Source organism: Xenorhabdus anantnagensis, from assembly GCF_028598555.1.
Lineage (GTDB): Bacteria > Pseudomonadota > Gammaproteobacteria > Enterobacterales > Enterobacteriaceae > Xenorhabdus > Xenorhabdus anantnagensis.
In genome coordinates this window covers 168,436-184,542 of the sequence record NZ_JAQRFN010000006.1, presented here as the reverse complement: position 1 = coordinate 184,542, position 16,107 = coordinate 168,436, and the positions used below count along the sequence as shown (strand labels likewise).

General features: G+C 45.3%; 13 protein-coding genes, 1 tRNA gene and 2 pseudogenes. 12 read left to right on the top strand and 4 right to left on the bottom strand.

Features of this window, described 5'->3' with window-relative positions; all coding sequences use genetic code 11:
* The 5 genes and pseudogenes from PSI14_RS07025 to PSI14_RS07005 form a co-directional block, all read left to right on the top strand.
* A partial coding sequence (locus PSI14_RS07025) for an NlpC/P60 family protein (RefSeq protein WP_273575211.1) occupies positions 1 to 309 on the top strand: 309 nt, incomplete at its 5' end.
* A gap of 5 nt (positions 310 to 314) precedes the next feature.
* Positions 315 to 890, top strand: a complete 576-nt coding sequence (locus PSI14_RS07020) for a tail assembly protein (protein ID WP_273575210.1) — start codon at positions 315 to 317, stop codon at positions 888 to 890.
* Positions 891 to 943: 53 nt separating this feature from the next.
* Positions 944 to 3,481 (top strand): annotated as a pseudogene (locus PSI14_RS07015) (TipJ family phage tail tip protein); the annotation flags it as partial.
* 52 nt (positions 3,482 to 3,533) lie between these two features.
* A complete protein-coding gene (locus PSI14_RS07010) occupies positions 3,534 to 3,833 on the top strand; it encodes a hypothetical protein (RefSeq protein WP_273575208.1) in 300 nt (99 codons plus the stop codon).
* A gap of 6 nt (positions 3,834 to 3,839) precedes the next feature.
* Positions 3,840 to 4,493 (top strand): hypothetical protein, encoded by a 654-nt coding sequence (locus PSI14_RS07005; RefSeq protein ID WP_273575207.1) that lies wholly within the window; start codon positions 3,840 to 3,842, stop codon positions 4,491 to 4,493.
* Positions 4,494 to 4,502: 9 nt separating this feature from the next.
* Here the strand turns inward: PSI14_RS07005 and PSI14_RS07000 are convergent.
* Positions 4,503 to 5,204: pseudogene (locus PSI14_RS07000) on the bottom strand (tyrosine-type recombinase/integrase); the annotation flags it as partial.
* Between the two features lie 163 nt (positions 5,205 to 5,367).
* Positions 5,368 to 5,442: transfer RNA gene (locus PSI14_RS06995), tRNA-Arg, on the bottom strand.
* 183 nt (positions 5,443 to 5,625) lie between these two features.
* Between PSI14_RS06995 and mlaA the strand changes: the two genes are divergently transcribed.
* Positions 5,626 to 6,378, top strand: a complete 753-nt coding sequence (gene mlaA, locus PSI14_RS06990) for a phospholipid-binding lipoprotein MlaA (protein ID WP_273575206.1) — start codon at positions 5,626 to 5,628, stop codon at positions 6,376 to 6,378.
* A 70-nt stretch (positions 6,379 to 6,448) separates the two neighbouring features.
* On the opposite strand, the gene fadL is transcribed toward mlaA, so the two are convergent.
* Entirely contained in the window at positions 6,449 to 7,813 is a 1,365-nt protein-coding gene (fadL, locus tag PSI14_RS06985; RefSeq protein WP_273575205.1) for a long-chain fatty acid transporter FadL, read from the bottom strand.
* Between the two features lie 351 nt (positions 7,814 to 8,164).
* On the opposite strand from fadL, the gene PSI14_RS06980 reads away from it, so the two are divergent.
* The 4 genes from PSI14_RS06980 to sixA all read left to right on the top strand — a co-directional run bounded on the left by PSI14_RS06980 (position 8,165) and on the right by sixA (position 12,945).
* Entirely contained in the window at positions 8,165 to 8,461 is a 297-nt protein-coding gene (locus PSI14_RS06980) for a YfcZ/YiiS family protein (RefSeq protein WP_273575204.1), read from the top strand.
* A gap of 285 nt (positions 8,462 to 8,746) precedes the next feature.
* A complete protein-coding gene (fadI, locus tag PSI14_RS06975) occupies positions 8,747 to 10,057 on the top strand; it encodes an acetyl-CoA C-acyltransferase FadI (protein WP_273575203.1) in 1,311 nt (436 codons plus the stop codon).
* Positions 10,057 to 12,234, top strand: coding sequence for a fatty acid oxidation complex subunit alpha FadJ (gene fadJ / locus PSI14_RS06970; protein ID WP_273575201.1), 2,178 nt, complete (start codon positions 10,057 to 10,059; stop codon positions 12,232 to 12,234). Before fadI ends, fadJ begins: the two co-directional genes overlap by 1 nt.
* A 225-nt stretch (positions 12,235 to 12,459) precedes the next feature.
* Positions 12,460 to 12,945, top strand: a complete 486-nt coding sequence (gene sixA / locus PSI14_RS06965; RefSeq protein ID WP_273575200.1) for a phosphohistidine phosphatase SixA — start codon at positions 12,460 to 12,462, stop codon at positions 12,943 to 12,945.
* An 85-nt stretch (positions 12,946 to 13,030) separates the two neighbouring features.
* Here the strand turns inward: sixA and smrB are convergent, their stop codons facing one another.
* Complete coding sequence (gene smrB / locus PSI14_RS06960; RefSeq protein WP_273575199.1) at positions 13,031 to 13,573, bottom strand: endonuclease SmrB; 543 nt, start codon at positions 13,571 to 13,573, stop codon at positions 13,031 to 13,033.
* Positions 13,574 to 13,773: 200 nt separating this feature from the next.
* Here smrB and hutI point away from each other — a divergent pair, with 200 nt between their 5' ends.
* Both hutI and hutG read left to right on the top strand, forming a co-directional pair.
* Entirely contained in the window at positions 13,774 to 15,126 is a 1,353-nt protein-coding gene (hutI, locus tag PSI14_RS06955; RefSeq protein ID WP_273575217.1) for an imidazolonepropionase, read from the top strand.
* 18 nt (positions 15,127 to 15,144) lie between these two features.
* Positions 15,145 to 16,104: a formimidoylglutamase gene (gene hutG, locus PSI14_RS06950; protein ID WP_273575197.1), complete on the top strand. Its 960-nt coding sequence runs from the start codon at positions 15,145 to 15,147 to the stop codon at positions 16,102 to 16,104.
* Positions 16,105 to 16,107 lie beyond the last annotated feature (3 nt).

The window sequence follows — 16,107 nt, the reverse complement described above, 5'->3', positions numbered from 1 at the left end:
CGTGACTGGTATCGGCTGGAGCGTGATATCGACATTCCCCATTTTGAGCGCGCCGATGGCTGGTGGAACAACGGTGAAAACCTGTATATGAAGCACTATGCAGAAGCTGGCTTCACAGCGTGCAGTGGCGATTTGCAGGTGGGGGATGTGATTATTATGCAGGTACAGGCCAGCGAACCCAATCATGCTGGCGTATACATTGGTGAGGGGCTGATGTTGCACCATATGTACGGGCAACTCAGTAACCGTGTGTCCTACAGTGGCTATTGGCAAGATAGAACCGTGAAAACAGTCAGGTATCAGGAGTGAACAATATGAATACAGTACGCATAATACGGTTATACGGGATACTCGGTGCCCTGTTCGGGCGGGAGCATCGATTGGCGGTATCATCACCCCAAGAAGCTATTCGGGCGTTGTCTGTCCTTATTGACGGCTTTGAAAAGTTTCTGTTAACCGCTAAAGAGCGCGGACTGACTTTTGCCGTGTTCAGCGGAAAACACAATATCAGCCGCGATGAGCTGGAATTTTCCGGTGAAGAGGATATCCGTATTGCCCCGATGATTATCGGCAGCAAAAAAGCGGGGGTGTTCCAGACCATTCTCGGTGCGGTGATGGTGGTGGCCGGGGCGTTTATGTGGGCCACCCCGTGGGGGGCACCGATGGTGATGTCCGGTATCGGAATGATGCTGGGGGGCGTGGTACAGATGTTATCACCGATGCCGGGCGGACTGGCGCGACGGGAAGATCCCGACAATAAACCGTCCTATGCCTTTGGTGGCCCGGTCAACTCCATTGCGCAGGGGAACCCGGTTCCGGTGGGCTACGGCAAGCGTCGTATCGGCGGGGCCATTATCTCAGCGGGTATCTACGCCGAAGACCAGCAATAATCTTCATCGTTTTTCAGTCAGGTCGCTCAGGCGACTTTTTTTATGGGTGAACCATGGGACAGCATCTTATTCAGGGCAGCAAGGGCGGCAATGAAAGCCCCCGCACGCCGGTTGAATCACCGGATTCGCTGCAATCGACGTCGTATGCCAAAATCGTGTTAGCGTTGGGGGAAGGGGAATTCGCCGGCGGACTCGATGGCACCAATATCTTTCTGGATAACACGCCGATCATCGGCCCTGATGGTCAGGCAAACTTTGAGGGGGTGAAGTGGGAATTTCGCCCCGGCATACCCCATCAGGATTATATTCCCGGCATACCTGCGGTGGAAAATGAGCTGACCGTCGGGACTGAATTAAATGAGTCATGGGTCAGATCGGTCACCAATACCCAGCTGTCTGCCGTGCGCATCCGGTTATCGTGGCCGCAGTTGCAGACGCAGAAAGAGAACGGGGATACGGTGGGCTATCGCATTGATTATGTCATTGAGGTGGCAACAGATGGCGGAACTTATCAGGAAGTGCTGAAAACTGCGGTTGATGGCAAAACCACCACCAAATACGAACGCTCACACCGCATTGATTTACCCAAGGCGCATTCAGGTTGGCAGGTGCGTATTCGCCGCCTGACCCCCAAACAGACCAGCACCCGGATTGCCGATGCGATGGTGGTCGAAGCTATCACTGAGGTGATTGACGCCAAACTGAGTTACCCCGAAACCGCACTGTTATTCGTTCAGTTTGATGCTAAACAGTTCCGCAATAATATCCCGCAGGTCTCGTGTGAACCCAAGATGCGCATTATTCGTGTGCCGGATAATTATGATACGGAAAGCCGCACCTGTTCGGGCATCTGGTCAGGACAATTTAAATGGGCTTGGACAGATAACCCGGCGTGGGTGCTGTATGACCTGATGATCAATGACCGGTTCAGCATCGGTACGCGGGTGAAAACAGAAAACCTGAATCTGGCAAAATGGGATTTGTACCGGATTGCCCAGTATTGTGACCAGCCTGTCCCTGATGGCAAAGGGGGAACAGAGCCGCGTCACACCTGCAACGTGTATATCCAGTCACAAGAGGATGCATGGACCGTATTACGCGATATCGCGGGTATTTTCCGGGGCATGACATTCTGGGCCAACAACAACATGAACGTGCTGGCTGATATGCCGCGCGACATGGATTTTATCTATACCCGTGCCAATGTCCGTGACGGGAAATTTGTTTACGCCAGTTCCAGTGAAAAAACCCATTATTCCACGGCGATGGTGAGCTGGTCAGACCCACAGAACGGCTATCAGGATGCAGTTGCGCCGGTTTTCGATAACCGGTTAATCCGCCGCTACGAGGTAAAACAAGCCGATGTGACCGCGATTGGCTGTACCCGCCAGAGTGAGGCTATCCGGCGCGGTAAATGGGTGCTGTACACCAACGAGTATGACCGGATGGTCACCTTTACGGTGGGGCTGGACGGCAAAATCCCGCTACCCGGTTACATCATTGGGGTGGCGGATGAAATGTTTTCCGGTCGTGTACTGGGCGGGCGAGTCAATGACGTGAACGGACGCAATATCACACTGGACAGGGCGTCTTCGGCAAAAGTGGGTGAGCGGTTAATCCTGAACCTGCCATCGGGCACGGCTGAGGGGCGCACCATTCAGGCGGTCAACGGAAAGGTGATTACAGTCACCACCGCCTATTCAGAAACCCCAGCGGCTGAATGTGTCTGGGCGATGGATGCGGCGGATTTGGCTATCCAGCAATTCAGGGTAACAGGCATCAAAGAGGGTGAGGACGGCGTGTCCTTTGAAATCACCGCGATTGAGCATAACCCCGATAAATACCCCCATATTGATACCGGCACGCGCATTGACGAGCGCCCTATTTCCGTCATTCCGCCCGGCGTTCAGCCCCCGCCGAAAAATGTCACTATCCGTAGTCACTCGGTGGTCAATCAGGGGATTGCAGTTACGACATTGCGTGTGACATGGGAGGCGGTTGAGAATGCGATTGCCTATGAGGCGGAGTGGCGGCGGGATAACGGTAACTGGATATCCGCCCCCCGTACGTCAACGCAGGGCTTTGAAGTGCCCAACATTTACGCCGGACGCTATCAGGCACGGGTACGGGCGATTAATGCCTCAGAAATATCCAGTCTCTGGGCCAATGCCCCGGAAACGCACCTCAAAGGCAAAGAGGGCAATCCGCCCGCCCCACTGGGCTTTACAACCACACCGATTCTCTTCGGTATCCAGTTAGACTGGGGGTTTGCATCCCAGACCGACGATACGCTGAAAACCGAAATTCAGTACAGTCAGACCCACGACGGTGAGGGATTGATGTTACTGGCCGATATTCCCTATCCGCAGCGCACGCACACCATGCAGGGACTGGCAGCCGGGGTGGCTTTCTACTTCCGGGCACGGCTGGTGGATAAATCGGGCAATCAATCCCCGTGGACAGCATTTATCCGGGGGGAGTCGTCGACGGACACGCGCTGGATAGTGGAGGCAACCGGTAACGCGTTCCTCACCGCCGAAGCCGGAAAGCGGTTGCAGTCCCAGATTGACTATAACTCCGAAGCTGTTATGACCCCAGCGGACGGGTTCGGGCAGCGATGGGTTATATAGGACAATTTCGACGATGAGTGATTATGGTTTTGGTGTGTGGGACGAGCAGGGGCGGCAACGTAATACAGGTATCCGTCCTTTTCTTTACGCCGGGTTTATGAAACTGGCTAGCGGGCAGACAACCGGCGCACTCACTGTTCCCCGGGAGCCGATGAGTGAGGACCTCCGTTTGTCTTATGTTTTTATCTGCACACAAACGGGGTATTGGCCGAATGAAAAGCGCCAGTTTGTAGTGAAAGATAACCAAATCATTATTTCAACCGGGCGCAATGTGGCGGCTGAGGGCTGGCTGATTGCGTATTACACAGCGTGAGGATATATGGATTGGGGCGCATTTTTAACGACAAATGAAGGGGTGCCGTGGTGGACACCCAAAACAACCCCGCTTTCTTTTGTGCGGAAAATATCGGTCACAGTTGGCAGATCCCACAACAGAATAGACACGTACATTAACACAACCCACCCCTGCATGGCGTTCATGTGCGCGCATACCAGCAATGCCTTGTATGCACCTTATGGTGAACTCAGCGTCAATAACGGACGCTGGAATATTGCGTTATCAGCGCCGGAATCGCGCGCCCCGATGTTGTGTGACATTTATATTTTTACACTGGTTTATCCACAGCCTGTCCCTGACTGGGGGATTGCTGTCTGGGATGAGAATGAGAAATGTGTCATTACCAGTGATACAAATCCGCTGGCGATTGAAGGAGAATACAATACCAGCCAGCAAATGACATTGCGGGGGAAGAAAGCCATTCTGATGCAAACGACAGGCTGGATTAGTTCTACAGTCGATATGCCTGATGACCCATCCAGACTGCAATACAGAGACACCTCTGTTTCTGCGTTTTTCAACGGACAATCCACACAATTCATTCCGGCTGCCGTATCAGGTGCGACATCCCTGATTGTTGAGGTCAGGGTAGAAAATCTCACCAGCCCGTATATTGACTGCGCGCTTTACGATTAATATCTAACAGGAATATTGTAAAACCTGAGTAGCAACCCTTGGAATAATGCTGCCGGAATATGAAGATAATGACTGATTAAACGCGGGGATTTGGTCTGCTGTTAGAAATGGAAAATGTTTCTTCTTGTATCCAGTCATTGCGCCAGCTAAATCTGGAGCGGGATTATATTTAGCCCTACCAGTCACTATTGCATATTTAAACACTTCGCCACACCTGCGTCTTGCCTTGCTTGCTCTTTCCATGGCTCCACGCTCTTCAAACTGACGAATCACTTTGAGTAGAATCATTGGCTCTATTTCTTCTATTGTCATATGACCAATACTTGGCAGGATGTCGGCTTGAAACATGCTTTGCAATTCTTTTGCATATCTTTCAGACCAAACAGCTTGTTTGAATTGATACCATTCATTATATATGGCAACGAAAGTGTCTGGAGTTTCACTATCTTTCTGTTTTGGTGCTACAGGTATTAAATCCCCACCGTTAGCAAGAATAGATTTAGCTTCGGCGTGTTTTAATCGGGCCGTAACCAGTGAAATTTCTGGGTATGTACCAATAACATGGGTTTGTTCTTTCCCATTTTTGCGGTACCTAAAACGCCAAATTTTACTCCCTGCTTTCGATACAAAAAGAAATAAACCTCCACCATCAACAAGGCGATAGGCTTTATCTTGAGGTTTGGCTGATTCAATCTGCTTTATCGTTAACATGTGGGCATCCTAAGTGGGAATTAAAACCGATGCCCACAAATATGTCCACACTTTATTGGTATAGTCAAGTTATGCTGGGTAACAGTGAGTAACACTAATACTGCTTAAAATAAGGATTTTTTGAGAGAATGGTTACGGTGGGTAATGCGAGGTTACTTCATTCTGGCGCCCCCTGCAGGAATCGAACCTACAATTAGCCCTTAGGAGGGGCTCGTTATATCCATTTAACTAAGAGGGCAACGAAACACAGTATACCTGTTTTTCTTGTCAGAGATAAGGCATGACGAATCGTTTGCCTATATAATCACCACTCTTTTTGATTACCACTAATGAAAAATTGGAAGTATATTTAGCATATTTGGGACATTAGCTGGTTTGCAGCGGATGGTCGATGTCGAAAAATAATTATGTGGAGAACAATATGAAGTATCGTCTGAGCGGGGTTGCTCTTACAGCAGTTTTACTTGTGGGATGTGCCAGTTCATCGAACACGATGGAGCAGGGGCGTTCTGATCCGCTGGAAGGGTTTAACCGTGCTATGTTCAACTTTAATTATGATGTTCTCGACCCTTATGTTGTGCGGCCTGTTGCTGTTGCTTGGCGAAATTATGTGCCGATTCCTGCACGAAATGGCATCAGCAATTTCATGAGCAATCTTGAAGAGCCTGCCAGCATGGTTAACAGTTTTTTACGTGGCGATGTTCATGAAGGAGCAAAACACTTTAACCGTTTCTTTTTAAATACCCTTTTGGGAATGGGCGGGCTTATTGATGTTGCTTCCATGGCGAATCCTAACTTGGCAAAAGCAGATCCGATGCGTTTTGGTAGTACATTAGGACACTATGATGTGGGATATGGCCCATATGTTGTTCTACCGGGCTATGGCAGTTTCACATTGCGTGATGAAGGCGGTAACTTTGCGGATATGACTTATCCGGTACTGAGTTATCTTACTGGTTGGATGTCGGTAGGAAAATGGGTGTTTGAAGGTATAGAAACCCGTGCCCGCTTGCTGGATTCTGATGGTCTGTTAAAGAACTCTTCCGATCCTTATTTGATGATGCGTGATACTTACTTCCAACGCCATGATTTTATGGTCAATGGCGGTAAGTTGGAGCCAGAAAAAAATCCTAATGCGGCAAGCATTCAAGATGAATTAGATTCCATTGATTAAATATTCATAATCAAAGAAGGATAGCACCTGCTATCCTTCTTTAGATCACGGCATTCGGTTAGAACGTGTATTAGAACGTATAGTTAAAGTTCACACCGTATAACCATGCGGTCCCTTTGGAATCGAACTCATATGGTGTATTGAAACCTTTTTCCTGAATCTCTTCAGGCAGTTTTTCGCTAATATGTACTTTCTTACCGCGCATATAAGAAACACCAACATCTACAGAAGCATCTTTATTGAATGCGTAAGTGGTTCCTACACTAAACCAGAAACGATCTTGATCGGGAATTGAAATTGAGCGGTTTTTCGCTGGTACCGGGCTTTCATCAAAGGCAATACCTGTGCGGAATGTCCAGTTATCGTCATAGTAGTAAGTCGTACCTAGCGAGATACGATAAGCATCACGGAAACCTTCATGTTTATCAAATGCAACTTTACCTGTATCACTTCTCGTTGCTTTCAATTCTTTGAATTCACTCCAGCCTGTATACAAGAAGCTATAATGAATTGCCCATTGTGGCGCAACACGGTTATAACCTGAAAATTCCCACATATCAGGCAAATTCAGATCCAATTTACCTTTGACGGTTTCCCCGTTAGTACCACTTTCAAAGAGATTGGGTATGTATGGCAAATCGTTGCTGTAGTCCCCGCTCTTGAATTTAACTTTGACTTTTGAGCGGTAAGTCAGGCTATAACGGTTATTTTCATCATACTGATACAGAAGCCCTGCGTTCCAACCGTAACCCCAATCTTTGCCTTCTAAGCGGGCAGCTTCATCACTATCTGAGATTGAAAGGTGTTCAAGAGTTTTATTCCTAAGCTTTTTTCCTAATTCGTTTATTTGCTTAGTAGCCATTGGGCCTATTTCACCCATATGGCGAACGATCTTAGCATCGGCATATACAGCATTGACACCTAAGCCAAAGCTGAACTGGTCATTGAATTTGTAAGCACCGCTTAGGTTTAGGTTCATGGTCTTAAGATCTGTCTTACCACCAAGCAGGCCAGCAGAATAGTTATTGCTGAAATTAGTTGCTAAGCCGAAGTTGGAAGTTGCAGATGCGCCAACAAACCATTGGTCGTTGATCGGGGTAATAAAATGCAGATTTGGGATCCATGCATGTGGTGCGATGTTTTTAGCATCAGTGCTGTTCTTGGCAGGGTATGGAGACTCCCCAGTGATATCAACGTTTGGGTTAACATACACCAAGCCACCAGAAAACGATGGGCTATTAAATAAGGTCATGGCCGCAGGGTTACGACTCCCTACGGAAGCGTTGTCTGCAACGACACCTGCCCCAGAAAATGCACGGCCTAGTCCTGATGATGAATATTCATTCAATTGAAAACCGGCAGCACCAGCATTGGATGAGATAATTGCAACCGCCACTGCTAATGCTGAACGTGTAAACAGGTTTTTCTGGTTCATAACCAAAACCTCATTGTTTAATTATTATTAACATGCTACTCAAGTAGCTGAGAGCGCGGAATTGTAGATTCGGTTTGTCTTAATGACAAATCAGACCAGTGTACGAAGTATAGGCCTGATAATAGATTATGTTGCAATAATGTTTTCAAGATATAACTAAAATGATTGTTAAATTGGGACTTGCTTAACAAAAAATCGACAACTTGCGTTAATGAAATGTAAATGGATTTTTGTTGACGTGATGAGATCAATAAATAGTGAGATAAATAGTTTCAAATAGCACAAATGCTGGTTATCAATAGTCAGGAGAATGTAGAATTATTAGTAAATTTTTATTATCGGAGAAATAAAATGCCTGATGCAATTAACCGCTGTAATACCGAAGAAACCGCTGCTTGTTGCTGTGTTGATGTGGGAACAGTCATTGATAATGAAGATTGCACGGCTTCTTACCAGTGTTTTTTTGCTAGTGAACAAGAAGCTGAGTTAATGCTTAATGCATTGATAAAAAAAGCAAAAGAAGTGGAGTCTGATCCATGTGTTATACGCTATAACATTGAAGCGGTTGAGGGTGGAATGCAGTTATCTGTTGATTTCACTTTTAGTTGCCAAGCAGAAGCTTTAATTTTTCAGTTAGGCTTGCGTTAATTCCCCCTGAACAACAGTTTTCTCACTGTTTTGTGCTATGAAACAGTGAGAAAATTGCTTGTAATCGATTGTAAATAGCCGTCTTTTCTTTGTGTTTCTGTCGCATATTCTTCATTTAAGTTATATAAATTATAAATCTCTTAAAGTTGAGTTTGTTCTCATTTTTAGTTTATTCCTGTTTGATATTTTCCAACATTGCGTTAACAATGCATGATCAGGTCTGACCTCTTATGAGGTGAGTAAATATTTTTAATCAATTGATTTAGTTAATGATTAGGAGTTGCTATGGGGCGTTCTTCAACACAAGTAATAATGCAAAAGGAACGTGTGGCTATTGTCAGCGGATTGCGCATTCCTTTTGCGAAACAGGCAACTTTCTACCACGGTATTCCGGCTGTCGACTTGGGAAAGGCTGTCGTCAGTGAGCTGGTCATTAGGAGCGGTTTGTCGCCTGAGAAGATCGACCAATTAGTTTTTGGACAGGTTGTTCAAATGCCGGAAGCACCGAATATTGCAAGGGAAATTGTTTTGGGGGCAGGTTTAAGTGTGAATACTGATGCTTATAGTGTTTCCCGTGCCTGTGCGACAAGTTTTCAGGCAATTGCAAACGTGGCTGAAAGTATTATGGCAGGGACAATCAATGTGGGAATCGCTGGAGGTGCTGATTCTTCATCCGTTTTGCCCATCGGAGTGACTAAATCATTGGCTCGCACTTTAGTTGATATGAACAAAGCTAAAAGCCTCTCCCAACGAATAAAATTACTCAGTCGATTGAAATTACGTGATTTACTGCCTGTATCTCCTGCTGTGGCTGAATATTCCACGGGATTGAGAATGGGGGATACCGCAGAGCAGATGGCAAAAACTTACCATATCAGCCGCGAAGATCAGGATGCATTGGCGCATCGTTCTCATGTATTGGCAGCTAAAGCCTGGGAGCAGGGGCTTTTGAAGGAGGAAATTACATCGGCATATTTCCCGCCATACAGCAAGACATTGGCAGAAGATAATAATATTAGAAAAAGTTCAACTTTAGCTTCTTATGCCAAATTGCGTCCGGCCTTTGATCGTAAACATGGCACAGTTACAGCGGCAAACAGCACACCATTGACTGATGGTGCAGCGGCCGTGATATTAATGCGTGAATCGGTTGCCAAAGAACTCGGTATGGTTCCACTGGGGTATTTACGTAGTTATGCATTTTCTGCAATTGATGTTTGGCAGGACATGTTACTGGGACCATCCTACGCAACGCCGCTGGCACTGGATCGTGCAGGTATCACTCTGAATGAACTTACTCTCATCGACATGCATGAAGCGTTTGCAGCTCAAACACTGACGAATTTAAAAATGTTTGCCAGTGAAAAATTTGCTCGTGAAAAATTGGGGCGTGCTCAGGCAATGGGGGAAGTGGATATGGATAAATTCAATGTCTTGGGTGGATCAATTGCCTATGGGCATCCATTTGCAGCGACAGGAGCCAGAATGGTTACCCAGACATTGAATGAATTGCGTCGCCGTGGTGGAGGACTTGGGTTAACGACAGCTTGTGCCGCTGGTGGTTTGGGTGCAGCAATGGTATTGGAGGTGGAATAATGACTCAGGCTGAAAAAGAAACGGCTGTATCAGCAATGCAACCGGAGCAATCGGTATTCAGTTTTTCTGTCAGGGACGATAAGGTGGGAATTATCACCATTGATGTACCGGGCGAAAAAGTCAACACACTGAAAGCTGAATTTGTTGAACAGTTTTTAATGATGTTTGGAAAAGCGCAACAAGTTTCAGGTTTGAAAGGGTTGGTTATCATATCCGGTAAGCCAGATACTTTCATCGCTGGCGCTGATATCAGCATGATTGCTGGCTGTCAAACCCAGGAAGAAGCGACAGAATTGGCTGAGAAGGGGCAAAAACTGTTTGCGCAGATTGCTAATTATCCTTTACCTGTCGTGGCAGCTATTCATGGCGCGTGTTTAGGCGGTGGATTGGAATTGGCATTGGCTTGTCATGTGCGCATCTGTTCTTTAGATGAGAAAACACGTCTTGGTTTACCGGAAGTTCAGCTTGGTTTATTACCGGGTTCGGGGGGAACGCAAAGATTGCCCCGTTTGATTGGCGTCAGTGCCGCTTTGGACATCATATTGACAGGCCGTCAGCTTAAGGCAAGACAGGCGCAACGGTTAGGTGTTGTGGATGACGCAGTGCCTTTAGATATCTTGCTGGATGTTGCTGTGCAATGTGTTAAAAAAGGCACTGTAAAGCGTAAGCCATTGGCATGGTCGCAGCGTATGCTGGCAAGCCCATTGGGCAGGCCATTGTTATTCTCAATGGTTCATAAAAAAACGCGAGAAAAAACTCGCGGTCATTATCCGGCACCAGAGAAAATCATCAATGTAATTCGCACAGGTTTGGAAAAAGGTGCGAAGAAAGGTTTTCAGCTTGAAGCCAAGGTATTTGGTGAATTGGCAATGTCACAGGAATCAGAAGCATTGCGGAGCCTGTTTTTTGCTTCTACTACGTTAAAAAATGAAACGGGTTCTTCAGAGCAGCCTGCCGAGATCAAGTATGTGGGAGTTTTGGGTGGAGGATTGATGGGGGGGGGTATTGCCAATGTAACCATGACCCGAGGGAATTTGCCTGTTCGCATTAAAGATATTAATGAAAAAGGCATCAATCAGGCATTAAAATATACATGGGATCTCCTTTCTAAGCGAGTAAAACAGCGTCGTTTGAAATCAAGTGAACGCTCTCGTCAGATGGCTCTATTGACAGGAACCATGGATTACAGTGGTTTTAAACAAGCCGATATTGTAGTCGAAGCTGTATTTGAAGACTTAGTATTGAAACGTAAAATGGTTTCAGAAATTGAAATGCATACGAAACCCGAAACTATTTTTGCATCCAACACCTCTTCATTGCCAATTCACAAGATTGCTGAAGTTGCAACTCGACCAGAACGAGTAATCGGCCTTCATTATTTTAGCCCTGTAGACAAAATGCCGTTGGTAGAAGTCATTCCACATGAAGGAACGAGTGAAAAAACAATTGCAACTGCCGTGGCATTAGCCAAGAAACAGGGAAAAACAGCCATTGTTGTCGGGGATAAAGCGGGATTCTATGTGAACCGAATTCTGACTCCTTACATTAATGAAGCGGGTTATTGTTTAGTGGAGGGGGAGCCGATTGAACATATTGATAATGCCTTAATGAATTTTGGTTTTCCTATTGGCCCAATCAATTTATTGGATGAAGTTGGCATAGATGTGGGCACCAAAATCATTCCTATTTTGGTAGAGCAATTGGGAAGTCGATTTGCTGCACCAGAGTTTTTGGACGCAATTTTGAAAGATGACCGCAAAGGCAAGAAAAATGGTCGTGGCTTCTATTCGTATACAAACAAAAAGGGTTTATTCTGGTCTTTTGGGAAAAAAGCCAAAAAAGTGGATGCATCTATCTATTCTTTATTAAAAATCAAACCTGCCGTAAAAATGTTGCCTGCTGATATTGCCCAGCGTTGTGTGATGCTTATGTTGAATGAAGCAGTTCGCTGTTTGGATGAGGGCATTATCAGAAACCCTCGTGATGGTGATATTGGTGCTGTATTTGGTATCGGATTCCCGCCATTCTTGGGAGGGCCATTCCGTTATATTGATAAGCTTGGTAGTGGTAAAGTCGTAGAAGTTTTACGGCGTCTGGAGTCGCAATATGGGGAAAGATTTGCTCCCTGTGAGCGCTTAGTCCAGATGGCTGAACAGAAAAATAAATTTCATGCATAACTAAATTTTATTTTTAAATCAATCAGATCGGCTCTTTTAGTTAAGGGCCGATTTTTTTATGGAAAATAATTGATTGTTTATAAAATCTATAGGGTATATATCGAGTATTAGCTTGATAATAGTGCCTGAGCTTACTTATTAATACTGTATAACCAATGGAATGTCTCAAAAAAGGCTAGTGTGAGTGGTCTTGGGATAGGTTTGCAATTAACTAAACGGTGGATTATGTACGTTTTTATTATGCGTCACGGTGATGCTGCTTTAGACGCAATCAGTGATGCAACACGGGAACTTACGCCTCAAGGGTGTCAAGAATCACAGAAAATGGCTTGTTGTCTTTCGCAGCAATCGCCTGATATTGAATGTGTTTTGGTCAGTCCTTATATCCGTGCAGCACAAACGCTGAAAGTAGTGAGAGAAAATTTGGCACTTCCTGACGATGAAGAAGTGCTGGCTGAGTTGACACCATCGGGTGATGTAGCGTTGGTTGCCAGTTATTTACACGTTTTGTCAACACAAGGGTGTAAATCTGTATTGGTGGTTTCTCATTTGCCGTTGGTTGGGTATTTGGTTTCTGAACTTTGCCCTGGGCAAATTCCCCCGATGTTTGCTACCTCCAGCATCGCTTGTGTCGAGTTGGATCACCAAACAGAAAAAGGGTGTCTGTTATGGCAAACATCTCCAGCACAGTTAGCAAAAAAACCTAACTAGACACCTTAATTATTGGTCTTTCATTACTGGTCTTTCATTACTGGTCTTTAATTACCAAATACTTTAATTCAATATAAAGACCAAATTAGCGCTGCGTAAACTCCTCCATCTCTACCAAAATGAGTAACGCAGCGTTCCCACCCCACTCTTTAGGGGCTTGATGGAAGGCAATAATATCAGGATGCTGAGCAAGCCATAACGGAGTTTGTTGTTTGAGAATATGTTTACCGTGACCATGCATAACACAGGCGCAATAAACGTTTTCACGACGACAGGCTGCAATTAATGCCCCAATTTCCTGTTTAGCTTGTAATTGGGTTAATCCATGTAGATCCAGAAAAAGCTCTGGGGAATAATCTCCACGACGCAATTTTTTCAGTTCATAATGATTGGCCCCTTCCCGAATATAACGAGTCGGGCCTTCCATATCTAAATTTGGCTGAAACTCATCGGAAAAATAGTAACTGGCATCGACCTGTTCTTGCATCAAGCGTTCAGAGGCAACATGGTTAATTTTGTTTCTTTTCGGAGGATGGGAAACCTTATCTTGCACCAGACGACGGGTTCCCGTAACGGATGTTCTAAATAGACTGATGTCTTCTGAGTTTAGTTGATGTTTTTTCTTCATTGCACGTTAATTTGCTTACAACTTTTGGTAAGTGTACATGATTTTTTGTGATTTTTCTTGGAAGCTATTGTTTTAAGTAACAAGTTGTTCACAAAATGATTTGACAATTATGTTTGGTTATAAAATAAATGTATATACAACATGAGGTCTGATACAAACAAGAAAAATAACAGGATGGTACAATGTCGATTGAACTAACAATGTCGATTGAACTAAGAGACACTGATGTCATATGGCGCAATGCCAAACTTGCTACAATGAACCCTGCAATTAAAAACACTTACCGTGCAAATGGTGATGGTGACAAAATTTATAGTGACCATATTGATGGTCTCAGCAGTTACGGCATATTAGAACAGCATGATCTTATTGTGAGGGATGAAAAGATCTTGGCGATTTTGCCGATGGGTAGCATACCAGCCAACCAGTGTAAGATTATAGATGTGGAGCAGCGGCTAATCACACCGGGCTTGATCGATTGCCACACTCACTTAGTTTTTGGCGGCAATAGAGCTTCTGAGTGGGAACAGCGCTTGAATGGCGTTTCTTATGAAGAAATTAGTGCAAAAGGTGGAGGTATTAATTCCACAGTCAATGCCACTCGTAATAGTTCAGCTCAACAATTGGAAATCGTGTCCCAGAAGCGTCTTAATGCATTGATTGCCGAAGGTGTGACAACAATTGAAATGAAATCAGGTTATGGGCTGGATCTGATAAATGAAGAAAAACAGTTGAATGTCGTGCGGACACTGGCACAGAAAAACCCCATCGAAATTAGCCCGACATTACTTTCTGCTCATGCCGTCCCTCCTGAATATAAACATGATCCTGATGCCTATATCGATTTAGTCTGTGATTCCATCCTGCCCACTCTCTGGCAAAAACAGTTATTCGAAGCTGTAGATGTATTTTGCGAAACTGTTGGTTTCAATCTGAAGCAAACCAAGCGTCTTTTTGCAACAGCAAAACGGCTGAATATTCCCGTGAAAGGCCATGTTGAGCAACTTTCCAATTTGGGAGGAAGCGAACTGGTTGCTGAATATCAAGGTTTGTCAGTTGATCACATTGAGCATTTGGATGAAAAGGGAATTGAAGCTCTCAGCCGTAGTGGAACAGTAGCTGTGTTGCTGCCCGGAGCATTTTATTTTCTGAGGGAAACTAAACGCCCTCCCATTGCGTTATTGCGCCAATATGGTGTCCCGATGGCTATTTCGACAGATTTCAACCCCGGCACCAGTCCTTTTGCTTCTTTACGCCTGATCATGAATATGGCTTGCGTACAATTTGGTTTAACGCCAGAAGAAGTGTGGCAGGGAGTAACTATTCATGCTGCCCGGGCATTAGGACGAGCGGATAGTCATGGTCAATTGGCAGCAGGTTTTATGGCTGATTTTATTGTATGGGACGCCCAGAATCCGGTTGATATCTTGTACGAACTGGGACATAACCCACTGGTTTATCGTGTTTATCACGGTGAAATCATGCATCGTGATCAATTAAATCGCCTTAGCGAATTAAATTATCTTAACGAACATCCTATTTGCGATAATTAACGGTGGCGAGGAAAAAATATGAATCTATGGCATCCAACATCAGAAAATATTTGGCAAGGGCGTAATGATCTTGCAGAAGCTGATAATGCATTACGTGTATTCCAAACAATAAAACAACCTGTCAGTTTCACTCCAGCAGAATTTCCTCACCACATTGCGCTATTGGGATTTGAATGCGATGAAGGCGTCAAACTCAATCAGGGGCGTCTGGGCGCGAAATCGGGACCTGAATATTTGCGCCAATCGTTGGCAAACTTAGCGAGTTATGATGGCCATGATAGGTTGGTGGATTTAGGAAATATTCGCGCCAATCCTGGTGAATTGAGTGAGGCGCAGAAGGCACTCAGTGATGCGGTATATGAATGCCAGCAGCATAATATGAAGACGCTGATCTTTGGTGGTGGACATGAAACCGCATTTGCCCATGGAATGGGGATTTACCGTGCGTTCCCAGAGCGGCGTGTTGGCATCATCAATTTTGATGCACATTTGGATCTGCGAAATGCGCCGCAGCCCACATCAGGAACCCCATTTCGGCAACTTGCCCATTACTGCCAGCAGAATCATCGCCCATTTAACTACAGTTGTGTTGGAGCTAGTTTGGCATCAAATACCCAAGCGTTATTGGATGAAGCTAATCATCTTGATGTCACAATTATTTGGGATACTCATTGCGTTGAATCCATGTTGGATAAGGTACAGCAGCAACTGCAAGATATAATCAATCAGGTTGATATTATTTATATGACGATTGATTTGGACGTGTTGCCAATTTGGCAAATGCCCGCCGTTTCTGCCCCTGCGGCGCTGGGGATTCCACTGGAGCGTTTATTGCCATTGGTTCAACTCATCTGTCAGAGCAAAAAATTGCAAGCCGTAGATTTAGTTGAGCTTAATCCTTTGTATGATATTCAAGGAATGGGCGGGAAAGCGGCCGCTCGTCTGGCATGGCAGTTGGTGCACTGGTGGAACGGATAGGCT